The 24597-nt window shown below is 72.5% G+C and carries 22 protein-coding genes; 13 read left to right on the top strand and 9 right to left on the bottom strand.

Going from position 1 to position 24597, the window contains the following annotated elements:
- Positions 1-12: 12 nt before the first annotated feature.
- Positions 13-939, top strand: coding sequence for a 4-(cytidine 5'-diphospho)-2-C-methyl-D-erythritol kinase (locus OCS65_RS21765; protein WP_006938943.1), 927 nt, complete (start codon positions 13-15; stop codon positions 937-939).
- 23 nt (positions 940-962) lie between these two features.
- Positions 963-2759, top strand: a complete 1797-nt coding sequence (locus OCS65_RS21760) for an ABC-F family ATP-binding cassette domain-containing protein (RefSeq protein ID WP_006938940.1) — start codon at positions 963-965, stop codon at positions 2757-2759.
- 61 nt (positions 2760-2820) lie between these two features.
- Here OCS65_RS21760 and OCS65_RS21755 read toward each other — a convergent pair whose 3' ends face one another.
- Genes OCS65_RS21755 through OCS65_RS21745 form a run of 3 tightly spaced genes read right to left on the bottom strand, consistent with a single transcriptional unit; the run spans position 2821 to position 6280 of the window.
- The gene (locus tag OCS65_RS21755; RefSeq protein ID WP_006938938.1) at positions 2821-3978 is read right to left on the bottom strand and encodes an acyl-CoA dehydrogenase family protein; all 1158 of its coding nucleotides are present in this window, start codon (positions 3976-3978) and stop codon (positions 2821-2823) included.
- Positions 3975-4769, bottom strand: coding sequence for an enoyl-CoA hydratase-related protein (locus tag OCS65_RS21750; protein WP_065922881.1), 795 nt, complete (start codon positions 4767-4769; stop codon positions 3975-3977). Before OCS65_RS21750 ends, OCS65_RS21755 begins: the two co-directional genes overlap by 4 nt.
- Positions 4766-6280, bottom strand: a complete 1515-nt coding sequence (locus OCS65_RS21745) for an acetyl-CoA acetyltransferase (RefSeq protein ID WP_065922880.1) — start codon at positions 6278-6280, stop codon at positions 4766-4768. The genes OCS65_RS21750 and OCS65_RS21745 overlap by 4 nt, the downstream gene beginning before the upstream one ends.
- 100 nt (positions 6281-6380) lie before the next feature.
- Between OCS65_RS21745 and OCS65_RS21740 the strand changes: the two genes are divergently transcribed.
- The 4 genes from OCS65_RS21740 to OCS65_RS21725 all read left to right on the top strand — a co-directional run bounded on the left by OCS65_RS21740 (position 6381) and on the right by OCS65_RS21725 (position 9187).
- Positions 6381-7010 carry a TetR/AcrR family transcriptional regulator gene (locus tag OCS65_RS21740; RefSeq protein WP_029542101.1) on the top strand — a complete coding sequence of 210 codons (630 nt, stop codon included), beginning with the start codon at positions 6381-6383 and terminating at the stop codon, positions 7008-7010.
- Positions 7011-7111: 101 nt separating this feature from the next.
- Positions 7112-7591, top strand: a complete 480-nt coding sequence (locus tag OCS65_RS21735; RefSeq protein WP_006938931.1) for a nuclear transport factor 2 family protein — start codon at positions 7112-7114, stop codon at positions 7589-7591.
- 28 nt (positions 7592-7619) lie between these two features.
- On the top strand, positions 7620-8066 hold the full coding sequence (locus OCS65_RS21730) for a VOC family protein (protein ID WP_006938929.1): 447 nt from the start codon (positions 7620-7622) through the stop codon (positions 8064-8066).
- A gap of 83 nt (positions 8067-8149) precedes the next feature.
- Positions 8150-9187, top strand: coding sequence for an enoyl-CoA hydratase/isomerase family protein (locus OCS65_RS21725; RefSeq protein WP_029542103.1), 1038 nt, complete (start codon positions 8150-8152; stop codon positions 9185-9187).
- A 126-nt stretch (positions 9188-9313) separates the two neighbouring features.
- Here OCS65_RS21725 and OCS65_RS21720 read toward each other — a convergent pair whose 3' ends face one another.
- Complete coding sequence (locus tag OCS65_RS21720) at positions 9314-9847, bottom strand: hypothetical protein (protein WP_065922878.1); 534 nt, start codon at positions 9845-9847, stop codon at positions 9314-9316.
- Positions 9848-9932: 85 nt separating this feature from the next.
- Entirely contained in the window at positions 9933-11600 is a 1668-nt protein-coding gene (locus tag OCS65_RS21715; protein WP_006938923.1) for a peptide chain release factor 3, read from the bottom strand.
- Positions 11601-11799: 199 nt separating this feature from the next.
- On the opposite strand from OCS65_RS21715, the gene OCS65_RS21710 reads away from it, so the two are divergent.
- A complete protein-coding gene (locus tag OCS65_RS21710; RefSeq protein WP_065922877.1) occupies positions 11800-13434 on the top strand; it encodes a fatty acyl-AMP ligase in 1635 nt (544 codons plus the stop codon).
- A gap of 72 nt (positions 13435-13506) precedes the next feature.
- Here the strand turns inward: OCS65_RS21710 and pth are convergent, their stop codons facing one another.
- The 4 genes from pth to OCS65_RS21690 form a co-directional block, all read right to left on the bottom strand.
- On the bottom strand, positions 13507-14079 hold the full coding sequence (gene pth, locus OCS65_RS21705) for an aminoacyl-tRNA hydrolase (protein WP_006938920.1): 573 nt from the start codon (positions 14077-14079) through the stop codon (positions 13507-13509).
- A 101-nt stretch (positions 14080-14180) separates the two neighbouring features.
- Positions 14181-14786 carry a 50S ribosomal protein L25/general stress protein Ctc gene (locus tag OCS65_RS21700; protein WP_006938918.1) on the bottom strand — a complete coding sequence of 202 codons (606 nt, stop codon included), beginning with the start codon at positions 14784-14786 and terminating at the stop codon, positions 14181-14183.
- A 205-nt stretch (positions 14787-14991) separates the two neighbouring features.
- The gene (locus OCS65_RS21695) at positions 14992-16461 is read right to left on the bottom strand and encodes an FAD-dependent oxidoreductase (protein WP_065923519.1); all 1470 of its coding nucleotides are present in this window, start codon (positions 16459-16461) and stop codon (positions 14992-14994) included.
- Positions 16462-16550: 89 nt separating this feature from the next.
- The gene (locus OCS65_RS21690; RefSeq protein ID WP_006938916.1) at positions 16551-17729 is read right to left on the bottom strand and encodes an aminotransferase class V-fold PLP-dependent enzyme; all 1179 of its coding nucleotides are present in this window, start codon (positions 17727-17729) and stop codon (positions 16551-16553) included.
- Positions 17730-17774: 45 nt separating this feature from the next.
- On the opposite strand from OCS65_RS21690, the gene OCS65_RS21685 reads away from it, so the two are divergent.
- The 6 genes from OCS65_RS21685 to OCS65_RS21660 all read left to right on the top strand — a co-directional run bounded on the left by OCS65_RS21685 (position 17775) and on the right by OCS65_RS21660 (position 24593).
- A complete protein-coding gene (locus OCS65_RS21685; protein WP_006938915.1) occupies positions 17775-19019 on the top strand; it encodes an APC family permease in 1245 nt (414 codons plus the stop codon).
- A 79-nt stretch (positions 19020-19098) separates the two neighbouring features.
- Positions 19099-20331, top strand: coding sequence for an ergothioneine biosynthesis glutamate--cysteine ligase EgtA (gene egtA, locus OCS65_RS21680; protein ID WP_029542112.1), 1233 nt, complete (start codon positions 19099-19101; stop codon positions 20329-20331).
- The gene (egtB, locus tag OCS65_RS21675) at positions 20328-21623 is read left to right on the top strand and encodes an ergothioneine biosynthesis protein EgtB (protein ID WP_065922876.1); all 1296 of its coding nucleotides are present in this window, start codon (positions 20328-20330) and stop codon (positions 21621-21623) included. Before egtA ends, egtB begins: the two co-directional genes overlap by 4 nt.
- Entirely contained in the window at positions 21616-22362 is a 747-nt protein-coding gene (egtC, locus tag OCS65_RS21670) for an ergothioneine biosynthesis protein EgtC (RefSeq protein ID WP_006938912.1), read from the top strand. The genes egtB and egtC overlap by 8 nt, the downstream gene beginning before the upstream one ends.
- On the top strand, positions 22359-23315 hold the full coding sequence (egtD, locus tag OCS65_RS21665; protein WP_006938910.1) for an L-histidine N(alpha)-methyltransferase: 957 nt from the start codon (positions 22359-22361) through the stop codon (positions 23313-23315). The genes egtC and egtD overlap by 4 nt, the downstream gene beginning before the upstream one ends.
- An 81-nt stretch (positions 23316-23396) precedes the next feature.
- On the top strand, positions 23397-24593 hold the full coding sequence (locus OCS65_RS21660) for an MFS transporter (protein ID WP_029542117.1): 1197 nt from the start codon (positions 23397-23399) through the stop codon (positions 24591-24593).
- Positions 24594-24597 lie beyond the last annotated feature (4 nt).

The following is a 24597-nucleotide window of genomic DNA, read 5'->3' as shown; positions in this document are numbered from 1 at the left end:
AGCTGTATATCCGTGCTGTCCGTCGTTCCGAGCCCCGTCACCGTGCGGGCGCCGTCCAAGGTGAATCTGCACCTCGCCGTCGGTGACCTGCGCGACGACGGATACCACGAGCTGCGCACGGTCTTCCACGCGCTGTCGCTGAGCGACGAGGTGTCCGTCGCCCGCGCCGACACGCTGAGCCTGCGGGTACGCGGTGCCGACGCCGCGGCTGTCCCCACCGACGCCGGCAACCTTGCGTGGCGGGCGGCGGCCCTGCTCGCCGAGCGCGCCGGACGCGCACCCGAGGTCGCCATCACGATCGACAAGGGCATTCCCGTCGCGGGTGGCATGGCCGGCGGCAGCACCGATGCCGCCGCCACGCTCGTCGCCCTCGACGCCCTGTGGGGGCTCGGTCTCACCCGCGACGACCTCGACGAGTTCGCCGCCGAACTGGGCAGCGACGTCCCGTTCTGCCTGCACGGCGGCACCGCCATCGGCACCGGGCGCGGCGAGCGCCTGGTGCCCGTGCTCTCCCGCGGCACGTTCCACTGGGTGCTGGCCCTCGCCAAGGGCGGCCTGTCCACCCCGGTGGTGTTCCGCGAGCTGGACCGGCTCCGGGCCGAGGGCTCCCCGCCCCGGGTCGGCGGACTCGACAGTCTGCTGCAGGCGCTTGCCGCCGGCGATCCACACGCGCTGGCGCCGCTGCTGGGCAACGACCTGCAGGCCGCTGCCCTGTCGCTCGAGCCCGCGCTGCGGCGCACCCTGCGTGCGGGCGTGGAGGCCGGGGCCCTGGCGGGCATCGTCTCCGGGTCCGGACCCACATGCGCGTTCCTGTGCGCCGACGCCGCCGCGGCGGTGACGGTGAGCGCCGAGCTGGCCGGTGCCGGCGTGTGCCGGACGGTGCGCGTGGCCTCCGGGCCGGTCCCGGGCGCGCGCGTCGTCGACAACTCCCACCACTGATCTCTCGGAAGGCATTGCTCCGCGTGGCGAATCTGATCAACCTCGAACAGGTCTCGAAGTCCTTCGGCATCAAGCCGCTGCTGGACTCGGTGTCCCTCGGCGTGCAGGAAGGTGAACGCATCGGCGTCGTCGGCCTCAACGGCGGCGGCAAGACCACCCTGCTCGAGGTCCTCACCGGCCTCGAGGAGCCCGACTCGGGCCGGGTCAGCCGGGTGGGCGGGCTGCGCATGGCGGTCGTCACCCAGCGCGGTGTTCTGCCGCCCGGGTCCACGGTCGGGCAGGTCGTGCTCGGGCCGTTGGGTGTCGCCGAGCACGAGTGGGCCGGCGACGCCCGGATCCGTTCCGTCCTCGCGGGCATCGGCGTCGACCGGCTCGGCCTCGACGCGCTCGTCGACGGTCTCTCCGGCGGCGAGCGACGGCGCGTCGCGCTCGCGGCCGCGCTCGTGCAGGACCTCGACCTGCTCGTGCTGGACGAACCCACCAACCACCTCGACGTCGAGGGCGTGCAGTGGCTCGCCGAGCACCTGCTCGCCCGGCGCAGCGCCCTCGTCGTCGTCACCCACGACCGGTGGTTCCTCGACACCGTCGCGACCCGCACGTGGGAGGTCGTGAACGGGCAGGTGGAGAGCTACGAGGGCGGCTACAACGACTGGATCTTCGCCCGCGCCGAGCGGGCCCGGCAGGCCGATGCGATGGAGGAACGGCGCCGCAACCTCGCGCGCAAGGAACTGGCGTGGCTGCGGCGCGGGGCTCCGGCGCGCACCTCGAAGCCGCGCTACCGCATCGAGGCGGCGGAGTCGCTGATCGCGAACGTGCCGCCGCCGCGGGACACGGTGGCGCTGGCGTCGTTCGCCAAACGGCGCCTCGGCCGGGTGGTCATCGAACTCGAGGACGCGACGCTGACCACCCCCGACGGCCGGGAACTGGTGCACGACCTCACGTGGCGGCTCGGCCCGGGCGAGCGGATCGGCCTGGTCGGGGTCAACGGATCGGGGAAGACGACGCTGCTGCGCACCCTCGCCGGGGAACTCGAACCGGCGTCGGGTCGTCGCATCCAGGGCAAGACCGTCGAGATCGGTTGGCTGCGACAGGAACTCGACGACCTGCCCACCGACCTGCGGGTGCTCGACGCAGTCAAGGACGTGGCTGAGCGGATCACCCTGGGGGACAAGGAGATCTCGGCCGGCCAGCTCGCCGAACGGCTCGGCTTCACCCCGGCGCGGCAGCGCACCCCCGTCGGAGACCTCTCCGGCGGCGAGCGCCGACGGCTGCAGCTGACCCGGGTGCTCATGGCCGAGCCGAACGTGCTGCTGCTCGACGAGCCCACCAACGACCTGGACATCGACACCCTGCAGCAGCTCGAGGACCTGCTGGACGGCTGGGCGGGCACCATGGTGGTCATCTCCCACGACCGCTACCTGATCGAGCGGATCTGCGACTCGACGTGGGCGCTGTTCGGCGACGGCAGGCTCACCAACCTCCCGGGCGGGATCGACGAGTACCTGCGCCGGCGCGCGGCGCTGGGCGACGGGGACATCCCGTCGTCGGCCTCCACCGTGGCAAAGGCGTCGACTCCGGACCAGATTGCGGCGCAACCGAAGCGCGACGGTGCGGCCGAGCGCGCCGCCCGCAAGGAACTGGCACGGCTCGAGCGGAGCGTGGCGAAGCTGACCGAGCGCGAGGAGAAGCTGCACCACGACCTCGCCGACGCGGCCACCGACCCCGATCGCCTGCAGAAGCTCGACGCCGAGCTGCGCAGCGTGGTCGCGGAGAAGGAGGCCGCCGAGGAGCAGTGGATGGAGCTGGCAGAGGGGTTGTAGGCCCCGGTGTGTCCTTTGGGCGGCAGCAGCAGCCCAAAGGACACACCGGCGGCGAAGCCGCCTACAATCCCAGCAGCTTGCTGATGATCTCGTTCATGATCTCGGTGGTGCCGCCGCCGATGCCGAGAACGCGGGCATCGCGGAAGTGGCGTTCGACCTCGCTCTCGCGCATGCAGCCGAGGCCGCCGAAGAGCTGCACCGACTCCATCACCGCGTGGTCGCACACCCGGACGGCGAAGTTCTTCGCCATCGACGTCTCGAGCAGCATCGCCTCGCCGTTCACCCAGCGTTCGGCGACGGAGCGGCAGAAGGTGTGGGCCGCAGCGATCTCGGTTGCCGTCTCCGCGAGCCGGTGGCGCACCACCTGACGGCTCGACAGGGGCCGGCCGAACGTCTCGCGCGAACGGACCCACTCCACCGCCAGGTCGTAGCAACGCCGCGCGGTGGCGACGGCCTGGAACGCGAGCGAGAGCCGCTCGCCCTGGAACTGCTGCGCGATCTGTGCGAACCCGCTGTTCTCCTCGCCGATCAGGTTCGCGACGGGCACCCGCACGTCGTCGTAGAACAGCTCGGCGGTGTCCGAGCACAGCCAGCCCATCTTGTCGAGCTTGCGCGAGACCGTGAATCCCGGTGTGCCGGTGGGCACGACGATCAGCGAGATGCCCCCGGCTCCCGCCGCACCCGTGCGGACGGCGGTGGTGACGAAATCGGCGCGCGTGCCGGAGGTGATGTACAGCTTGGCGCCGTTGATCACGTACTCGTCGCCGTCGCGGCGGGCGGTGGTCCGGATGCCCGCGACGTCGGAACCCCCGCCCGGCTCGGTGATACCCAGCGAGCCGATCATCCGGCCCTCGAGGGCGGGCCGGGCGAACCGCTCGATCAGGTCCCGGTTCCCGGACGCGACGATGTGCGGGGTGGCGATGCCGTGGCTGAACAACGCGGAGATCAGGCCGGACGAGCCGCCCGCGAGGATGATCTCCTCGAGGATCGCGAGCATGTCGAGCGGGTTGCCGCCGGAACCGCCGTGCTCCTCGGCGACCGAGGCGCCGAGCAGCCCGGCGTCGGCCGCCGTGCGGTGCAGCTCGGGCGGGACGGCGCCCTCGCGCTCCCAGGTGTCGAGGTGCGGGAGGATCTCCTTGCGGGTGAAGTCGGCGGCGAGCCGGCGCAGCGCGGCCCGCTCGGGGGTGTCCCAGGTTTCCCTGTTCAACGTCGTGGTCATCGTCCGCTCCAGACGGGTGTGCGCTTCTCCATGAAGGCCATGACACCCTCGAGGGTGTCGGCGCTGGTGGTCAGTCGGGCCAGGGCGGCGTCGGTCGCGGCCCACGCCTGTTCCTCGGACGGGACGATGCCGTCGACGATCCCGCGCGCGATCGTCTTGCTCGCCTGCACGGCCAGGGGTGCGCCGGCGGCGACGAGGTCGGCGAGTTCGAGCGCGGTGGTGAGGAGGTCGGTCCGCGGAACGACGCGGTTCACCAGACCCCAGCGCAGCGCGTCGGTCGCGGCCATCGGCTTGCCGGTGAGCACGAGCTCCATCGCGACGGCCCGCGGGAGGGCTTCGACGATCCGGAATACGCCGCCGGCGCCGGCGATGAGGCCGCGGTGGACCTCGGGCAGCCCGAATTCGGCGGTGTCGGCGGCGACGACGAGGTCGCTCGCGAGGGCGAGCTCGGTACCGCCGCCGAGGGCGGTGCCGTTGACCGCCGCGACGATCGGCTTGGTGATGTGGTGCCTGACCACGCCGGCGAAGCCCCAGTGCGCGGTCTCGGGCGGGGTCACCCCACCCGGGCCGGCGGTGCCGAGCGCCTTGAGATCGGCGCCGCCGCAGAACACGCTGTCCCCGGCGCCGGTGAGGACGACGACGCGCACGTCCGGATCCTTGTCGGCGCGTTCCCACGCCTCGCCGAGGCCGGTGTGCACGTCGGCGTTGATGCTGTTGGCGGCCTTGGGCCGGTTGATGGTGACGAGCAACGTGTGGCCGCGCTGCTCGACCAGGACGACGGGCTCGGTCATGCGGGGGTCTCCTCGGGGACGGGGTCGGTCAGGGTGACGGTGAGGGCGCCACCGCGGTCGACGACGTGGACGGTGCGGCCGGCGAGGTCGGGACCGCCGGCGAGCACCGCCGCGCCCGCCGCATCGGTGTAGCCGGAGACCCGGCGGCCGTCGGGGGTGGTGCCCACCAGGAACCCGATCGCCGGGTGGCCGTCGCGTCCGTATTCTGCGGTGGCCGTGTGGATCTCGACCTCTCCGGTGTAGTCGGCGGCGAACTCGGGTGCGGTGGCGGTCAGCACGCGAGGCTCGGGGTCGCCGACGTACCCGCGGGTGTGCGGGGCGGCGGCGAGCACGACGGTGTGCTGGTAGGTCAGGTAGCCGCCGTTGCCGTGGACGAGGGCGATCTCGGCGTCGGTGCGCAGCCGGCGCGTGACGGCGACGAACGAGTGCAGCGTGTAGCTGTTGAGCGGTCCGCCGAAGAACGAGTGGCCGCCGGTGACGCTCGGGACGGTCTCGCGGGGCAGGCCGAGGTGCTCGATGAGCAACTTCGGCACCACGGGGAAGCAGCTGTAGGCGTCCACGATATCGAGGTCGGCCGGCCGGAGATCGGTGCGTTCGAGGGTGCGGGCGAGGGCGTCGGCCAGCGCCGCGGACCGGCCGAAGTCGGCGCGGGCGAGGATGTCGGCCGGCTCGGTCGCGCCCGCACCGCCCCACACGTACACGATCCGGTCCTCGGCGACGCCGAGCTCGCGGGCGGTCGCGAGGGAGGTGACGACGACGGCGGCCGCCTGGTCGACGAACGGCATCGCGTTGAGCAGCAGCGGGTACGGGGCGGTGACCATCCGGTTGCGGGGGCCGACGGCGGTGATGTCCTCGGCGGTGCGCAGGTCCGGGTTCCAGGCGGCGGGGTTGCGGCCGGCGATCTCCGAGAACGCGGCGTACAGCTGGGCGGACCAGGCCAGCGACTCGTCGCGGGAGTGACCGAGTTCGTGGCTGAGCCGGGTCTCGAACAGCGGGTAGACGCGCGTGGGTGCGATCATCCCGGCGCGCTGCATGGCGGGGCTGCCGAGGTCGTCGGGGTCGAACGCCGGCGGCCCGCCGGGGTCGGTGGTCCAGCCGAGCGTGGCCGGGTCGGTGCCGGTCTTCGTCGCGGCGGTGACCGAGGCCTGGGACTCGCCGCCGACGAGCAGCGCGACACCCGCGGCGCCGGTGGCGATCTCGTGGGCGATCCGGTCGAGCAGGGCGGCCGGCCAGTGCCCGCCGATGGGGCTGGTGTGGGTGCGGACCGCTGCGGCGCCGAGACGCGCGGCGAGCAGGGCGGGCAGGTCGTCGTACGCCCAGCTCGCGGTCTTGACGGCGTACACGGAGTCGATGCGCTGGGCGAGTCCGTCGGCACCGGAGTCGGCGAGGGCGGCCACGGCGGCCTCGTGGATCAGGTCGAGCGGTTCGCGGGGGTCGGCGGGGGCGCCGGCGCGTCCGGAGCGCAGGTCGCCGACGCCGACGACGACGGGTACCCGGGCAGGGTCGGTCATGGCGGTCCTCGGGGGAGTTGTCCTGGGATCGGTCACCCGCACACTAATACGGACTGATTCAGTCTGTAAATGGGGTGGGGTGTCTGGCACACTGCAGACCGTGACCGAGCCGACCGTCCGTCGCCGGGGCCGACCCCGCGACGCCGACCTCGAGGACCGCGTCTACGACGCGGTGATCGAGGTCTACTCCGAGACCAGCTGGCGCGGCTTCACCATCGACGCGGTCGGCAGGCGCGCCCGGGTGGGCCGCGCGGCGCTGTACCGGCGCTGGGCCACCAAGGACGAGTTGCTCGTGCAGGCCCTCGAGGCGCGCAGCCCGCTGCCGGTGCCGATCGACACCGGATCGTTGCGCTCGGACCTGGTCGAGCTCGTCACCCAGCTGCTGCGCGGCTACCGCACCACGCCCGGGCTGGTGAGCCTGCGCGTCGCGCTCGACGCCCGCGTGCACCCGGACCTGCTGGCCAACCTGACCACCACGCTCAACCGGAGCCGCCTCGTCGCGGCCCGCACCATCGTGCTGCGGGCGGTCGAGCGGGGCGAGCTGCCCCCGGCGGTCTCGGTGACCCTGCTGCTCGAGATGGTCACCGGCGCGGCGCTCAGTCACGTGCTGTTCTCCCTCGCCGACCCGGGATCGGCGGCGGACGACGACGCCTATGCCCGCACGCTCGTCGACGCCGCGATCCGGGCGCTGGTCGCGGAACGGGAACACGATCCAGGTGCCGTGACCTAACTGCAATCGAATTGCCCGGCGAGCCGCCGAAATCGATACCCTCCGAGGGTGATCCCGGCTAGCCTGGCTGACAGGTCTTACCTGTGGTGGGAGGCGCGAGAATGGATCTGCAGGCGATAGGTGAGATCGAGCGGCTGAAGTACCGCTACGCGCGGGCGCTCGACACGAAGTCGTGGATCGAACTGGCCGACACCATGGTTCCCGAGGCCACCGCCGTCTACGGCGAGCACCTGAGTTTCGAGTCGCGCGACGCGTTCCTGAACTTCCTCGAGAACACCCTCGGATCCCACGTCATCACCGAACATCACTGTGGCCATCCCGAGATCGACGTCGAGGGCGACACGGCCACGGGCATCTGGTTCCTGGCCGACACGGTGGTGGTGCCCGAGGACGGGCTGGTGATGCGCGGGTCCGCCTACTACCACGACCGCTATGTGCGTTGCTCCGACGGGAGCTGGCGCATCTCCCATACCGGATACGAAAGAAACTGGGAGACAGTCACATCCGTGTCCGACATGCCCAGCTTCCGGCTCACGTCGAACCGGTGGTCGCTGCTGCAGCAGCCGCCCCGCGCATCCTGAACCACCCGAGAGGAGGGGACCCCGCCCGATGACCGCGACCGACACCGAAGTCTTCCCCCGGGCCGGTGCGCTCCCGTATCTCATCGTGGCGCGCGCCCGCAGCGCCATCGACTGGTACCGGCAGGTGTTCGGCGCGACACTGGCCGCGGACCCCGTGGTGCTGGAGGACGGCCGGATCGGGCACGCCGAGCTGGTCTTTCCGACCGGAATGGTCTACCTCGCGGAGGAGTTCCCCGAGATGGGCCTGGCCGCGCCCGAGGCCGGCGCGACGTCGGTGAGCCTGATGCTGCCGGTCGCCGACACCGACGCCGTTCTCGCGAAGGCCCACGACGCCGGCGGCACCGTCGAGCGCTGGATCGCCGAGAGCCACGGTCACCGCAACGCCACGCTGCTCGATCCGTTCGGGCACCGCTGGCTGCTCATCGGCCCCCCGACCGGTCGCCGGCAGGACGGCACCGCCGGTACCGGACAGTAGGCCGCGGTGCGCCGAGTTCGACACGCGCGCCGCCGGGCTCACACGATCGGCCGTCGGGGGAGCGGCCCGGTAGGCTCCGCCCCGTGACCGACACCTTCATCCGCACCCGCGTCGCCAACGGCATCGGCGAGGTGGTGCTCGACCGGCCGGTGGCGCTCAACGCCCTCGACTCGTCGATGATCCGCGACATGTACGAGGCCCTGCTGGCGTGGCGCGACGACCCCGAGATCACCGCGGTGCTGGTCACCAGCGCATCCGACCGGGCGTTCTGCGCGGGCGGCGACATCAAGCCGGTGCGGGACGCCGCCGTGGCCGGCGACACCGCCACGGTGCGGGACTACTTCGCGAACGAGTACCGGCTCGACGAACTGGTCGCCACCTACCCCAAGCCGTATCTCGCGCTCCTCGACGGCGTCACGATGGGCGGCGGGCTGGGCATCTCGGTACACGGCGCGGTGCGCGTCGTGACGGAGAAGGCGATGCTGGCGATGCCGGAGACGGCGATCGGCTTCATCCCCGACGTCGGCGCCAGCCACTTCCTGCCGCGGCTGCGCGGCACCACCGCCCGCTGCGACGCGGTCGGCCTGTATCTGGCGCTGACCGGCGCCCGCGCCGACGCGGGCGACGCCATCGCCGTCGGCCTGGCCACCCACTTCGTTCCCAGTCACCGGATCGAAGCCCTCGCCGACCGGATCCGCGAGGGACACTGGCAGCTGGCGCTCGACGAGTTCGCCGAGGCGGCCCCCGCATCGGCGATCGCCGACCGCTACGCCGACATCGACGCGGTGTTCGGCGACGGCACCGTCGCCGACGCCGTCGAACGGCTCTCCGGCGACCACGACCTCGACGAGCAGTGGGCCGTCACCACCCGCGCGGCGCTGTGCGCGGCGTCCCCGACGAGCCTCTGGGCCACCGCGGAGCTGCTGCGTCGCGGCGCCGAGAGCACCCTGGGCGAGTGCTTCGCGCGGGAACTCGAGGTCGCGGTGCGGATCACCGCCGAGCCCGACTTCGCCGAGGGGGTGCGCGCGGTGCTCGTCGACAAGGACCGCAACCCGTCGTGGTCGCCGCGGGGGATCGGCGAGGTGGACCCGGCCGTCGTCGCGGGGCTGTTCCGGGAGTAGACGCTCGGCCGGCCGCAGTCCCGCGCGGGGAGTGGGGCGCGACGAGACGACGCATCCGCGCACGAAATCCTCAGCAGTGCGGGTTGTTTCGTGCGTTGCCGACCGGCGGGGGCGCGGATGCGGGCGTCAGCGTGCGCTGCGCTGCGGCGCGAGCAGGTCGACGACGATCTCCTGGCCGCCCAGCACGGCGCGGATCTCCGGGTTCTCGAACCCGCCCGCGACGAGGTACTCGCCGAGCAGGGTGAGCAGTTCGTCGGTGCCGATCGTCGGGTCGGAGGCGGGGGGCCGCTGCGCGCGGGCGGCGAGTTCGGTGTGCGCCAGTCGCGCCGCGATCCGCACGGATGCCACTCCCATCGAGTTGCGGCGCGACGCGGCGGTCGGCGTGCTGTCCGCGGCGACGCCGTTCGTGCCGGCGACGATCTCGTCGAAGCTCGGCAGCGAGAGCGGATCGGTGCCGTTGCCACCGGCCTCGTCGGCGACGTCGTGGTCCGCCGCGTGGCTTCCCACCGAGTGCGGGGCGGACGCGCCGTTACCGGTCAGGGTTCCCGGCAGGGGATAGACGAAGGTGCCCGCCCGCTTGGGCCCCGGCGACTCGTCCGCCGGGTCGGAACGGCCGCGCAGCGGCGTGCCGTCGGTCGGTGCGGCCGAGTCGTCGTCCATGAACGCTCCTGACATCCGCGAGCTCGGTCGGCTCGACGGCACAGCAAACTACCAGTAACACCAGCCCCACGCACCACGGGCGTCCCTAATCGGCGGTGGCCACCAGCGGCTCGAGGGTGAGCTCGGGAAGTTCCTTCTGGATGTACTGCAGCCGCCACTTGTCGCTCACCAGCGCCAGCAGCACCCCGTCCGAGCGGGTGAAGACCTCGACGCCGCGCTGCCGGTTCAGCTCGTCCGCCGAGGCCGCGTCGGTGCGGCGGGCCAGCGCGTAGCCGAGCGGTTCCATCCGCGGCTCGACGTTGTACTCGGCCTTCATCCGGGCCGCCACCACCTCGAACTGCATGGGACCGACGGCTGCCATCACCGGGGACGCGTCGCCGCGGATGTCGTTGCGCAGGATCTGCACCACGCCTTCGGAGTCGAGTTGATCGACGGCCTTGCGGAACTGCTTGTACTTCGAGGCGCTCTCGGCGCGCAGGATCGAGAAGTGCTCGGGCGCGAACGACGGGATCGGCGGGAACTCCACCTTCCTGTCCACGTACAGGGTGTGCCCGGGCGCGAGAGCCGTGGCGTTGACCAGGCCGACCACGTCGCCGGGGTAGGCGTTCTCGACCGTGGACCGTTCCCGGCCGAACACCGTCAGCGCGTACTTGGTGGCGAACGGCTTGCCCGTCTGCGCGTGCGTGACGACCATGCCGCGCTCGAACACCCCGGACACCACCCGCATGAACGCCAGGCGGTCGCGGTGCGCGGTGTCCATGCCCGCCTGCACCTTGAACACCACGGCGCTGAACGGGTCGTCCACGTTGCGGGAGTTGCCGTTCACGTCGAGCCGGGCGCGCGGCGGCGGCGCCAGCGCGACGAGGGTGTCGAGGATCTGCCGGACACCGAAGTTGAGCATCGCCGACGCGAAGATCACCGGCGAGGTCTGCCCGGCCAGGAACAGCTCCTGGTCGTGGTCCTGCCCGCTGGCCGACAGCAGCTCCGACTCCTCGGCCGCCTCGATCCACGTCTCGCCCTCGCGGTCCTCGGCCTCGCCGGGGGAGAGCCGGTCCTCGGGGGCGATCTTCGCGCCGCCGGCGGTGCGGGTGAACTTGACGTACTCGACCGGTGCGCCGTCCTCGCCGCGGCGCAGCAGGCCGCGGAAGTCGCCGGCGATGCCGACGGGCCAGAACAGGGGGGTGGGGGTCAGGCCGATGCGCTCGTCGATCTCGTCGAGCAGTTCCAGCGGGGTCCGGCCGGGCCGGTCCCACTTGTTGATCACGGTGATGACGGGGATGCCCCGGTGCCGGCACACCTGGAACAGCTTGAGCGTCTGCGGCTCGAGGCCCTTGGCGGCGTCGATGAGCATCACCGCCGCATCCACGGCGGTGAGCACCCGGTAGGTGTCCTCGGAGAAGTCGGAGTGGCCGGGGGTGTCGACGAGGTTGATCACGTTGACGACGTCGTCGCCGGACTCCTCGGAGCGATAGTTGAACTGCAGCGCCGTGGAGCTGACGGAGATGCCGCGGGCCTTCTCCATCTCCATCCAGTCGGACACGGTGGACTTGCGCCCGGCCTTGCCGTGCACCGCACCGGCCTCCGCGATGACCTTCGCATGCAGGGCCAGCGCCTCGGTCAGCGTGGACTTGCCGGCGTCCGGGTGGGAGATCACTGCGAAGGTGCGGCGGCGACCCGCTTCCGCGAGCACTTCCTTCGACGACACGGCGGTGTTGCCGGCGTCGTTGCCGGTGGAAACGGGCGGGGTAGTCAACGCAGGAGAACCTCTCGAAGCGGATGTGCGGCTCGTGGATGCGCGCGGGCGGCTCGCGCATCGCAGACAACTCGTCCATGTTACTCGGCGATTGAATGTCGATTTCCGCCAGATTCGGTCACATTCGCCGAAGAGACTCCCCCTCGGCGCGGATCGGGGGCACCCTGGGCGTGGTCGTATCCGGCGTGAGGAGTGGTTCGTGAGCAGATTCACCGACGAGATGTACGAGACCGCGGCTCGCTCGCCGCATGCTCTGGTCACCGGCGAGCCGGACGCCCCGCTGCGGCAGACGTGGGGGCAGATCCACGAGCAGGCCCGGCGCATGGCCGGTGCCCTCGCCGCGGCCGGCATCGGCCACGGCGACGCCGTCGGCATCCTCGCCGGGAATCCGGTGGACATCGCCCCCGCCTGCCAGGCCGTGTGGATGCGCGGTGCCTCGGTGACGATGCTGCACCAGCCCACCCCGCGCACCGACCTGGCCCTGTGGGCCCGCGACACCGAGGTCGTCATCGGCATGATCGGCGCCCGCACCGTGGTGCTCGGCGCCCCCTTCGAGATCGCCGCGCCGCTGCTCGCCGAGCGGGGCATCCCCGTCGTCACGATCGCCGAGATGGACGCCGGCACGCCCGTCGACCCGCTGCCCACCGACGAACAGGACATCGCGCTGCAGCAGCTGACCTCCGGGTCCACGGGATCCCCGAAGGCCGTGCAGATCACGCACGAGAACTTCTACGTCAACGCGTACGCGATGATCGAGCGGATCAAGTTCTCCCTCGACGACGACGTGATGGTCAGCTGGCTGCCGCTGTTCCACGACATGGGGATGGTCGGGTTCCTCAGCGTGCCCATGCAGGTCGGCGCCGAGGTCGTCTCCGTGACCCCGCTCGACTTCCTGCGGTCCCCGCTGCTGTGGGCCGAGCTGATGAGCAAGTACCGCGGAACCGTAACGGCCGCACCGAACTTCGCGTACTCGCTGCTGGCGCGCAAGCTTGCGCAGGCGCCCGACGGCGCGGTCGACCTGTCGTCGGTGCGGTGGATGTGGAACGGTGCCGAGCCGGTCGACCCGGACACCATGGAGGCCCTCGCCGCCGCCGGCGCCCGGTTCGGCCTCGACCCCGCCGCGCTCGCGCCGGTCTACGGCATGGCCGAGACCACCCTCGCGGTCTCGGTGCCGGACCCCGGACGCGGGCAGATCCTCGATCTCGTCGACCCCGACCTGCTCGAGGCCGGCGGGATGGCGGTGCCGTCGAGCCGGTCCAACGCCCGTCGCCTGCCCACTCTCGGCCACCTCGTGCCCGGCCTCGAGGGCCGCGTCGTCGGCCAGGACGGGGAGCTGCTGCCGCCCCGCGGCGTCGGCATCATCCAGTTGCGCGGCAAGGCGGTCACCCACGGCTACCTCACCGTCGACGGTCCGGTGCCCGCGCAGGACTCGCAGGGCTGGTTCGACACCGGCGACGTGGGCTACTTCACCGAGGACGGCCTGATCGTGGTGTGCGGACGCGTCAAGGACGTCATCATCATGGGCGGGCGCAACGTCTATCCCACCGACATCGAACGGGCCGCGTGCAGCGTCGACGGCGTGCGCCCCGGCAACGCCGTCGCGATCCGCCTCGACGCCGGCGACAAACGCGAGTCGTTCGCGGTCGCCGTCGAGACCAACCGGATCGACGATCCGGAGGAGGTGCGCCGCATCGAACACGACGTCGTGCACGCGGTCGTCGCGGAGGTCGGGGTGCGGCCGCGCACCGTCGCGGTGCTCGGGCCGGGCAGCATCCCGAAGACGTCGTCGGGCAAGCTGCGCCGTGGCAGCTCCGTCCACCTGCTGGGCGGCTGACGCCGCGCTCAGTGCACCTGCTGGGCGGCTGACGCCGCGCTCAGTGCACCTGCTGGGCGGCTGACGCCGCGCTCAGTGCAGCCTGTTCTGCGCCTCTTCCAGGCCGACCCGCAGCAACAGCTCCACCGCGTCGGCGGCCTGCTCGCGGATCAGGTCGAGGTCCTTGCGTTCGGTCGAGGAGAACGGCTTGAGCACGTAGTCGGCCGGGTCCATGCGGCCGGGCGGGCGGCCGATCCCGATGCGGGTGCGCAGGTAGTGCTTGGTGCCGAGGGCACTCGAGATCGACCGCAGCCCGTTGTGGCCGTTCTCGCCGCCGCCGAGCTTGAGCCGGATCGTGCCGAAGTCCAGGTCCAGCTCGTCGTGGAGGACGACGACGTCGGCGGGCTCGACGGAGAAGAACCGCGCGAGTCCGGCGACCGGCCCGCCCGAGAGGTTCATGTAGGTGCGTGGCTTGGCGAGGATCACCTGCCGGCCGTCGAGGCGGGCCTGCACGATGTCGGCGTTGCTGCGCTTGTGCGCGCTGAACTTTCCGCCGACCCGGGCGGCGAGCGTGTCGGCCACCATGCAGCCGACGTTGTGGCGGGTCTTCTCGTACTGCGGGCCGGGATTGCCCAGCCCGACGACGAGGGCGGTGCCGTCGCTCACTTGGCGGTGTCCTTCCGTTGCGGCGGGTGTTGTCACGACGGCGGCGCGTCATCCCGTGGGATGACGCGCCGCTCGTCACGTCACGCGGAGCCGGTGGGGGCTCAGGCCTCCTCGGCCTCGGCGGCCTCGCCCTCCGCGGTCTCGCCCTCCATCGCGGCGGCGGTCGGTGCGGCGACCACGTTCACCAGCAGCAGCTCCGGGTCGCCCTGCAGGGTCGCACCGGCGGGCAGCTGCACGTTGTTCGCGAGGATCTGGGTACCGGCCTCGACACCCTCGATGGACACCTCGACCTGCTCGGGCAGGTTCAGGGCGTCGGCCTCGAGCTGGACGGTGCTGACCTCGTTGACGACCAGGGTGCCGGAGGCGGCCTCGCCGGTGACCACGAGCGGGACCTCGACGGTGACCTTCTCGCCCTTCTTCACGACGAGCAGATCGGCATGCTCGATGTAGTTGCGGATCGGGTGCACGACGACCGACTTGGTCAGCGCCAGCTCCTCGCCGCCGTCGACCTCGAGGGTCAGCAGGGCGTTGGTGCCGTGGGCGCGCAGCACGGCCGCGAATTCACGGGCCGGGAGGGCGAGGTGCTTGGGGTCCGTGCCGTGGCCGTACAGAACGGCGGGGACCTGACCGTCGCGGCGGGCGCGGCGGGCGGCACCCTTGCCGAACTCGGTACGGACGGCGGCTACGAGACGGTTTTCGTCGGACATGCTGAAAGGCTCCTACGCATATGGCTCGAACTGGGGCGGTCTTCCCGGCGAGGGGCGACGCGCGCGGCCAGGAGCGTGGACACGCTCGAGCGGAGCCGCAGCCGCGTCGATCACGGTGAGCCAGCGATTTCGCGGTTCACCCTCGCCGAGACAACTCGAACGACTCTACCGGATCCGCCCGGGCCAGTCGAACGCCGCCCTGCGCTCAGCCGCGCGCGGCGGCGGTGCCCGCCCGCCGGCCGAAGAAACTGCCGTCGCCGAGGGAGATGCCGCTGCAGTATCCCCACGCCGACAGCCCGGCCGCCGCCCGTCCCGCCGCGAACAGCCCCGGGATCGGCGTGCCGTCGACGTGCAGCACCTCCGAGTCCAGACTCGTGCGCAGGCCGCCGAGCGTGAACCCGCCGGTCATGCCGCGCAGGTCGATCGCCGCGACGGGCGAACCGATCGGCTTCACCCATTCGCGCTTCTTGCCCAGCAGCGGGTCCTCGCCCCGTGCGGCGTGCCGGTTGTACAGCTGCACCGTGGACTGCAGCGCCTGCTCGGGCAGACCCATCTCGGCCTCGAGGTCGGCGACGGTCTCGCACACCCATTTCGGCTGATGCCGCAGCTGCTCCGACGACGTCGGGGCTGCGATCCCCGCCTCGTACGCCGCCTCGTCGATGACGAGGAACGCCTCGTTGTCGTTCTTCAGCAGGGTCAGCTGACCGATGCGGCCCGGGTAGGTGTCCTCGGGCACGTATCGCTGGCCGCGCCCGTTGACGAGAATGCCGCGCGCGATCAGCTGAGGATCACAGAAGAACGCCACCTCGGTCGCGTTCATGTGCGCGAGGTCGGCGCCGAGGGCTTGCGCCATCCGGATCGCCCGGCCGTCGTGCTCCTCGATCGACGCGGCGGGACGGCCCACCAGATGCGGCGCGTACGCCCGCACCATGTCGTCGTTGTAGGCGAAGCTGCCCGTGGCGAGAACGACCCCTCGGCGCGCCCGGATCGCCAGGTCGGTGCCGTACCGCTTGGCCAGCAGCCCGACCACCCGTCCGGACGCATCGGTGACGAGGGTCTGCACCCGCACGTCGTACTCGGCGCGGACCCCGAGCGCGGCGGCCTTCTCGGCGAGCGGCTTCATGAGCATGTAGCCGCCGCCCTGCTCGCCGGTGCGCTTGTTGCTCATCTGCGGCACGTGACCGCGCGGCGCGGGCCGGGCGACGCTGTGGAACGGCGCCGCGTTCTCCCCGCCGGTGTACTGCAGGCCCGCGTCGGTGGGTGGCTCCCACCCGGGCTCGCCCCAGAACTCGTGCTTGAACGGCACCCCGCACCCGACGAGCCAGTCGAAGTGCGCGACGGAACCCGCGCAGTACGCGGCGATCTTCTCCTCGTCCACGCCCGGTCCGAGTGCCGCAGTCAGGAACGCGCGCATGTCGTCCACCGAGTCCTCGAACCCGCAGGCCCGCTGCACGGTCGTGCCGCCGCCGAGGTAGACGAACCCGCCGGCGAGGGCGGCCGCGCCGCCCCACCCGCCGGTGCGTTCCAGCACCAGCACGTCGGCTCCGGCGTCGGCGGCGCCGATGGCCGCGCAGACACCGGCGATGCCGTATCCGGCGATCACGACGTCGGCCTCGAGATCCCAGGCGGGGATCCGGTCGACGGGAACAGGACGGACGGGACTGGTCTCGGTCATCGCGATCCTCTCGAAGTGGTGCGGGGATTCGCACACCTTGACCACGCGACCTGGGGGAGCGGTACCGGCTGTCCCGGTTGCCGGGACGGTCAGGACCGGGTGAGCGACCGCACGGCCGCCAGGAACCGGTCCACGTCGGCGGGGGAGACGAAGTAGTGCGGGGAGGCCCGCACCACCGACTCGAGCCGTCGCGCCGACATCTCGAGCAGCGTCGAGCCGCGCCCGCTGACCGTGACCGTGATCGCCTCGGCGGCCAGCGCCTCGCGCAGGTGCGCCGGATCCCAGCCGTCGACGGTGAACGAGACGATGCCGCTGTGTTCCTTGCCGAGGTCGCGCACGGCCACGCCGGGGATCCGGCCCAGCCCGTCGCGCAGGTGCTCGGCCCGGTAGGCGACCGCCTCGGTCACCGCGTCGACACCGAAGTCGAGCAGGTAGTCGACGGCGGCGCCGAGCCCGAGGCGGGCGGCGACGTTGGTCTCCCACAGCTCGAACCGCGTCGCGTCGTCGGCGACCCGGTACTCGTCCGGGGCCGTCCACTGCGCGCTGTGCAGGTCGAGCACGGCCGGTTCGAGCTCGGTGATCAGCCGGGGGCGGACGTAGAGGAAGCCGGTGCCGCGGGGTCCGCGCAGCCACTTGCGACCGGTCGCGGAGAGCGCGTCGACGTCGAACTCGGGCACGCTTACCGGCAGCTGGCCGACGGACTGGCACGCGTCGAGCAGCACCAGCGCACCGACCTCGTGCGCGGCGTCGGCCACCTCCCGCACCGGGTTGACGAGCCCGCCGTTGGTCGGGGCGTGCACGACGGACACCAGCTTGACCCGCTCGTCGAGGGTGCGGCCGAGGGCGTCGACGTCGATCCGGCCGAGCGCGTCGGTGGGCATCGTCTCCACCGTCGCGCCGGTCGCGCGGGCGCGCTGCAGCGCGGAGACGGCGTTGCTGGCGTATTCGGAGCGGGTGAGCAGGATCCGGTCGCCCTCGCCGAGCGGCACCGAGTAGAAGAAGCTCGCCCACGCCCGGGTGGCGCTCTCGACCAGCGCGATCGACGACGCCTCCGCGCCGATCAGCCGCGCGATCGAGGTCTTCACCGCGGCGAGGTCGCCGGCGCGTTCCGCGGCCGCGACGTACCCGCCGACCTCGGCCTCGCGCCGCAGATGCGCGACGGTCGTCTCCAGCACCGGGGTGGGCGGCAGCGACGAGCCAGCGCTGTCGAGGAAGACCCGGTCGAAGCAGCCGGGCGTGTCCCGACGGGCGCGTTGCAGGTCGAGCATCGAGGACGTACCTCCCGTTCATGTCTTCGTGGTTGGAATGTACGCGTGAGCGAACCGACACCCCTGCAGCGCCGGCTCGGCACCGGTGACGCCGTCGCCATCGGGCTCGGCGCGATGATCGGGGCGGGGGTGTTCTCGGCGTTCGCGCCGGCCGCCGCCGCGGCCGGCGCGGGCCTGCTCGTCGGCCTGGCCGTCGCCGCAGTCGTGGCGTACTGCAACGCCACGTCGTCGGCGCAGCTCGCCGCGCAGTATCCGACGTCCGGCGGCACCTACGTGTACGGCCGGGAACGGCTCGGGCCGTGGTGGGGCTTCGTGGCGGGCTGGGGCTTCGTGATCGGCAAGACCGCCAGCTGCGCGGCGATGGCCTTGACCTTCGCCGCCTACGCCGTGCCGGAACCGTGGCGGCGGCCGGTCGCCGTCGCCGCGGTCCTCGCCCTGACCGCCGTGAACTACCGGGGCATCACCCGCACGGCCCGGCTCGCGCGCATCATCGTGGCGCTGGTGCTCGTCGCCCTCGCCGTGGCGGTGACGGCGAGCTGGGCCGGCCCCGGGGCGCAGCCCGCCGATCCGTTCGGCCCCGTCGGCGGCGGCGCGTACGGGGTGCTGCAGGCGGCCGGCCTGCTGTTCTTCGCCTTCGCGGGCTACGCGCGGATCGCAACGCTCGGTGAGGAGGTGCGCGAGCCGCGCCGGACCATCCCGCGCGCGATCGTCGGCGCCCTCGGATTCGTGGTGCTGCTCTACGCCGTCGTCGGGGTGACCCTGCTCGCGTGCCTCGGGCCGGACCGGGTGGCGTCGAGCAGCGCGCCGCTGCTCGACGCGGTCCGCGCGGGCGGCTGGGCGTGGGCGGCGCCCGTCGTGGTGGCCGGGGCCGCGGTCGCGTCGCTGGGCGCCCTGCTCGCCCTCGTGACGGGCGTCGGCCGCACCGCACTCGCGATGGCGCGGCAGGGCGATCTGCCGCGCCCGCTCGCGGCGGTGCATCCGCGGTTCGCGGTGCCGCACCGGGCCGAACTCGCCGTCGCCGCGGTGGTGTGCCTGCTCGTCGCGACCGTCGATCTGCGCGGAGTGATCGGATTCTCATCCTTCGGGGTGCTGGTGTACTACCTCGTCGCGAACCTGTCCGCCTTCACCCAGCGGGACGAGCACCGTCGCTACCCCCGATTCCTGCAGGTGATCGGGGCCGTCGGGTGCGTCGCGCTGACACTGACGCTGCCGCCGGGCGCCGTCGGGGTCGGCGCCGCCGTGCTGGCGGTCGGTGTCCTCGCACGGGCGACGCGCCGGGCCGTGCCGTGAGCGTTCACCCGCATCCTGTCGCCGGTTGACGTTAGGCTCGTCCGTGAGCTGGCCCACAGGCGAGGGAGGGGCGGACCGAGTGGTGATCACAGTCGACACGGCGGTGCCGCGCGCGGACGCCGGCATCGCCTCGCGAACCGCCGCCGAACTGCACGTGCGAAGGGTGAGCTTCCGCTTCGGGCCGCCCCGGCTGATCGGGGTGGAACTGGAATGGCTCACGGCCCGGGCCGACGGCACGAGCGCCCGGCCGGAGCTGCAGGCGATCCTCGAGGCCCTCGGCCCGCACGCCCCGCGGCAGCTGGCTCCCGGCTCCTCGGCGCGGCCGTTGCCGTCGGGCAGCGCCGTGACCCTCGAGCCCGGCGGGCAGGTCGAACTGTCGAGCGTGCCGTGTGGCTCGGCGCGGCAGGTCTGCGACCGTCTCACCGCCGATGCCCGCATGCTCCGTGCGTTGCTGGCGCGCCGGTCGGTGGACATGATCGACGCGGCGGCCGACGAACTGCGCCCCCCGCAGCGGCTGCTGCGCACCCCCCGGTACAGCGCGATGGAGCTCCGGTTCGATCGGATCGGGCCGCTGGGCCGGTTGATGATGAACAGCACCGCCGCCACTCAGGTGAGCGTCGACGCCGGCGCCGACGACGACGAGCTGGCCCGCCGGTGGCGGGTGCTGCACGCCGTCGGACCGGCGCTCGTGGCCGCGTTCGCGTGTTCCCCCTCGCTGCGCGGCGCCCCGGACGGAACCTGGGCGTCGCAGCGGATGCGGACCTGGCTGGCGCTGGACGCCGACCGCACCACGCCCGTCCCCGATCCGGCGCACTACCCGGCCTGGGCGCTCGACGCGCCGCTGCTGTGCGTGCGCGCGTCCGACGGGGACTGGCACGCGCCGCCGGGTGCGTCGTTCGCGGACTGGCTCGGCGGCGGTCTCGACGACGAGATCGGGCGCCGGCCCACCGTCGCCGACCTGGACTACCACCTGACCACCCTGTTTCCGCCGGTGCGTCCCGCCGGGCATCTCGAGGTCCGGTACATCGACGCCCAGCCGGGTGCCCTCTGGCAGGTCCCGGTCGCCGCGGTCGAGGCGCTGCTCACCTCGCCGGCCGTGATGGACGAGGCCCTGGCCGTCGCCGCACCCGTCGTGGACCGCTGGCAGGAGGCTGCCGAGTTCGGTCTCGCGGACCTCGAGCTCCGGGCCGCGGCGGTCGGACTGCTCGCCCTCGCCGCGGAGGCGTCGCCGGACATGCGGTTCACCACGGCCCTGGACTCGGCGGCGGCGCGGTGCTGCCGCGGTCGCACCCCGGAGGTCCAGGACCGGTGAGCGGTCTGCGCACCCGGCTCGGCCGGGACCTCGCCCGCGCGCGGGCGCGGGTCCTCGCGCTGACCGACATCGACGACGCGGAGCTCACGGCTCAGCATTCGCCGCTGATGAGCCCCCTCGTGTGGGATCTCGCGCATATCGCCAACCAGGAGGAACGCTGGCTGCTCCGGGCGGCCGGCGGTCAGGGCGGTGTGCGCCCGGACGTCGACGACCTCTACGACGCCTTCCGGCATCCCCGCGCGGACCGTCCGGCGCTGCCGTTGCTCGGGCCGGCGGAGGCCCGCGGCTACGCGGCGGAGGTCCGCGCGCGGGCGGCGGACGTGCTGGCGCAGTGTGCATTCGACACCGACCTCACCCGTGACGGATTCGTCTTCGCGATGAGTGTCCAGCACGAGGTGCAGCATGCGGAGACGATGCTGGCCACGCACCAGTTGCGGGCGGGATCGCCCGTGCTCGACGCCCCACCGCCGCCGCGGCGCGCCGAGCCGCCGGCCGCGGAGGAGGTGCTGATCCCGGGCGGCGAGTTCGAGATGGGGACCTCGACCGATCCGTGGGCGCTGGACAACGAGCGGGCCGCGCACCGGGTGTACGTACCGGCGTTCGCGATCGACACGGTGCCGGTCACCAACGGGCGCTACCTCGAGTTCCTGGCCGACGGCGGCTACGCCCGCCGGGAGCTGTGGAGCCCGGAGGGATGGGTGCACCGCGAGCAGGCGGGTCTCGAGGCCCCCCAGTTCTGGACCCGCGACGACTCGGGCACGTGGTGGCGCCGCCGGTTCGGGGCGGTGGTGCCGCTCGATCCCGACGAGCCCGTGGTGCACGTGTGCTTCCACGAGGCCGAGGCGTTCGCGCGCTGGGCCGGGCGCCGGCTGCCCAGCGAGGCCGAATGGGAGAAGGCTGCCCGCTGGGACCCGCTGACCGGGGCGAGCCGGCGCTACCCGTGGGGCGACGAGGAACCGACCGAGGCCCACGCCAACCTCGGCCAGCGGCACCTCGAGCCGGCCGTCGTCGGTGCCTATCCGGCGGGTGCGTCGCGCCTCGGCGTGCACCAGCTGATCGGCGACGTGTGGGAATGGACGGCCTCGGGGTTCGAGCCGTATCCCGGGTTCACCGCCTTCCCGTACCGGGAGTACTCGGAGGTGTTCTTCGGCGGCGACTTCCGGGTGCTGCGCGGCGGCTCGTTCGGCACCGACCCCGCGGCCTGCCGCGGCACCTTCCGCAACTGGGACCTGCCGATCCGGCGGCAGATCTTCGCCGGCTTCCGCTGCGCGCGGGACGTGCCGGATGTGTAGACACCTGGGATATCTCGGGCCGGTCCGCTCGGTGAGCTCCCTGGTGACCGAGGGACCCCGGTCGCTGTTGCGCCAATCGTGGGCGCCGAAGGACATGCGCGGCGGCGGCACCATCAACGCCGACGGGTTCGGGGTGGCATGGTGGGGTGCCGACGGCTTCGGCCGCTACCGGAACCCCGCTCCGATCTGGTCCGACCCCTTTGTCGCCGAAGGCCTTTCGCACATCAGCGCCGGAGCCGTCATGGCGTCGCTGCGCTCGGCGACGGAGGGCATGCCCGTCGAGCGCTCGGCCTGCGCCCCGTTCACCCGCGACGGCTGGGCGTTCAGCCTCAACGGGCTGGTCCGCGGGTGGCCCGGTTCGCTCGTCTCGCTGGCCCAGCGCCTGCCGGTGGCCGAACTGCTGCAGCTCGAGTCGCCCACCGACGCGGCCGCGCTGTGGCTGCTGCTGTACTCGCGGCTGCGTTCCTCGCGGCCCGAGCAGGCGCTGATGCGGCTCGTCCACGACGTGCTCGCGGTCGCGCCGGGTTCGCGGCTGAACCTGTTGCTGGGCAACGGTTCCGGGTTGTGGGCGACGGCCTGGTACCACTCGCTGTGGACCCTCGTCGACGAGGACGTCGCCGTGGTGTCCTCGGAACCGTACGACGACGATCCGCGCTGGCGTCAGGTGCCGGACCGGCACCTGGTCAGCGCCCGACCGGGACACCTCATCGTGTCCCCCATGGAGGTGGCCGTTTCATGACGGTGGACGTGTACCTGACCCCGGAGCAGCTCGACGAGTCGCTGCGGGCCGACGCGCGCCGCGGGCTGACGTCGTCGCCGAAGTGGCTCTCGCCGACCTGGCTCTACGATGCGCGCGGCGGCGAGCTCTTCGACCGGATCACCCGCCTGCCGGAGTACTACCCCACCCGCACCGAACGGGCTCTGCTGCAAAAGCATTCACCGGAACTGGCCGACGAGGCCCGCCCCGAGATGCTCGTCGAACTCGGGTCGGGCTCCTCCGAGAAGACGGAGATCCTGCTCGACGCGCTGCAACCGTACATCCATACGTACGTACCGCAGGACGTGTCGGAGGCCGCCCTGCAGCCCGCGGTGACCCGGCTCTCGGCCGAGTACCCGGACCTGACGGTGCGGGGCGTCGTCGGAGACTTCACCGGCTCGCTCGCGCACCTGCCCGGCGGCGGACGCCGCATGATCGCGTTCCTCGGCGGCACCATCGGCAACCTGGCGCCCGCCGAGCGCGCCGCGTTCCTCACCGATCTCGCCGCCGTGCTCGAGCCGGGGGAGTGGCTGCTTCTCGGCATCGGCCTCGTCACCGACCCGGACGTGCTCGTGCCGGCCTACGACGACGCGGCCGGGATCACCGCGGAATTCGACCGCAACGTGCTGAACGTGCTCAACAACCGGCTCGGTGCGGACTTCGAACCCGGGAAGTTCCGGCACGTCGCCGTGTGGGACCCGATCAACGAATGGATCGAGATGCGGCTCGAGGCCACCGAGCCCATGACCGTCCGAATTCCCGGGCTGGATCTCGAGATCTCCTTCGCGGCGGGTGAGCAGCTGCGCACCGAGATCTCCGCCAAGTTCCGTCTCGACGGGATGGGCCGTGAACTGACCGAGGCCGGGTTCGTCGTCCGGCGCGAGTGGATCGATCCCGACGGGAGGTTCGCGCTGATCGGCGCGAGCCGCGCCTGAGCCGCGCGTCGGCGGTCCCGGGCCGCCGACGGCAGGAAGCCGGTTGGACAGCACCGGCCCGGCCGCGCGAGGCTGGCAGACGTGACGTCGACCCGGCCCGTGCTGACCACCCCCGTGCTGCTGCTGATGGCGGCGGCCACCGGTTTGTGCGTGGGCGGCAACTACTTCAACCAGCCCCTGCTCGACTCGATCGCCGCCGCCCTGGGCACCTCCCACTCCGCCGCCGCAGCCACCGTCACCATCGCCCAGGTCTCCTACGGCCTCGGCCTGCTGTTCCTGGTGCCGCTCGGTGACATGTTCGACAAGCGCCGCCTCACGGTGGGGCTCATGCTCGCCGCCGCGGCCGGCCAGGCAATCAGCGGCTTCGCCCCGGACATCGCGGTGCTGGCCGTCGGCACGGCGATCGCAGGGCTGTTCTCGGTGGCCGCGCAGGTGCTGGTGCCGTTCGCCGCGACCCTGGCCACACCGGAGCGCAGCGGCCAGGCCGTCGGGACGGTGATGAGCGGGTTGGTGCTCGGCATCCTGCTCGCCCGAAGCGTCGCCGGGCTCCTCGCCGGCGTCGGCGGGTGGGCCACCGTCTACCGGGTGAGCGCCGCCGTGATGGTCGTGGTCGCGCTGGCCCTGTGGCGGGTGCTGCCGACGTCGCGACCCGCCGAGCGCATCGGTTACGGGACCACGCTGCGTTCGCTCGGGACCCTCGTGCGCACCCAGCCGAGGCTGCGCACCCGGTCGCTGCTCGGCGCCCTGTCGTTCGCGTCCGTGAGCGCCCTGTTCTCGACGATGGCGTTCCTGCTGGCCGGCGAACCCTACGGTTTCGACGAGGTGCAGATCGGACTGGTGGGCCTGGCCGGGGTCGCCGGCGCGGTGATGGCCAACCTCACCGGCCGCCTCGCCGATCGCGGGCTCGCGCAGCTCACCTCGGGCGCCGGCGCGGCGGTGCTCGTCGCGTCCTGGGCCGCGCTGGGCGCCGGCGCGTACTCGCTGGCGTGGTTCCTGATCGGGATGGTCGCGATCGACCTGGCGCTGCAGGCCATCCACATCAGCAACCAGAACATCGTCTACGCGCTGGCGCCCGCGGCGCGTTCCCGCATCAACGCGGTGTACATGACGACGTACTTCATCGGCGCCGCTGCCGGTTCGGCGCTCGGCGCGGTCGCGTGGACGAGCGCCGGCTGGACCGGGGTGTGCGTGTTCGGGGTGGCGGCGGCCGTCGTGACCGCCCTGGTGTGGGTCGCGGACCTGCGGGTGGCGCGACGAGCCGTCGCCGTGCCGGCCTGAGATG

Source organism: Rhodococcus aetherivorans, from assembly GCF_025722975.1.
Classification (GTDB): Bacteria; Actinomycetota; Actinomycetes; order Mycobacteriales; family Mycobacteriaceae; genus Rhodococcus; species Rhodococcus aetherivorans.
The sequence above is the reverse complement of the archived record's forward strand: the minus strand, read 5'-3'. Positions and strand labels throughout refer to the sequence as shown.

What these genes read in the sequence shown, in the direction of transcription:
- OCS65_RS21700 (WP_006938918.1), bottom strand. Translation starts at nt 14,786, where the DNA reads ATGTCCGACGAAAACCGTCTCGTAGCCGCCGTCCGTACCGAGTTCGGC.
- OCS65_RS21745 (WP_065922880.1), bottom strand. Translation starts at nt 6,280, where the DNA reads ATGACCGACCCTGCCCGGGTACCCGTCGTCGTCGGCGTCGGCGACCTG.
- egtD (WP_006938910.1), top strand. Translation starts at nt 22,359, where the DNA reads ATGACGGTGGACGTGTACCTGACCCCGGAGCAGCTCGACGAGTCGCTG.
- OCS65_RS21690 (WP_006938916.1), bottom strand. Translation starts at nt 17,729, where the DNA reads ATGCTCGACCTGCAACGCGCCCGTCGGGACACGCCCGGCTGCTTCGAC.
- OCS65_RS21735 (WP_006938931.1), top strand. Translation starts at nt 7,112, where the DNA reads ATGGATCTGCAGGCGATAGGTGAGATCGAGCGGCTGAAGTACCGCTAC.
- OCS65_RS21695 (WP_065923519.1), bottom strand. Translation starts at nt 16,461, where the DNA reads ATGACCGAGACCAGTCCCGTCCGTCCTGTTCCCGTCGACCGGATCCCC.
- OCS65_RS21720 (WP_065922878.1), bottom strand. Translation starts at nt 9,847, where the DNA reads ATGGACGACGACTCGGCCGCACCGACCGACGGCACGCCGCTGCGCGGC.
- OCS65_RS21750 (WP_065922881.1), bottom strand. Translation starts at nt 4,769, where the DNA reads ATGACCGAGCCCGTCGTCCTGGTCGAGCAGCGCGGCCACACGTTGCTC.
- OCS65_RS21730 (WP_006938929.1), top strand. Translation starts at nt 7,620, where the DNA reads ATGACCGCGACCGACACCGAAGTCTTCCCCCGGGCCGGTGCGCTCCCG.
- OCS65_RS21755 (WP_006938938.1), bottom strand. Translation starts at nt 3,978, where the DNA reads ATGACCACGACGTTGAACAGGGAAACCTGGGACACCCCCGAGCGGGCC.
- egtC (WP_006938912.1), top strand. Translation starts at nt 21,616, where the DNA reads ATGTGTAGACACCTGGGATATCTCGGGCCGGTCCGCTCGGTGAGCTCC.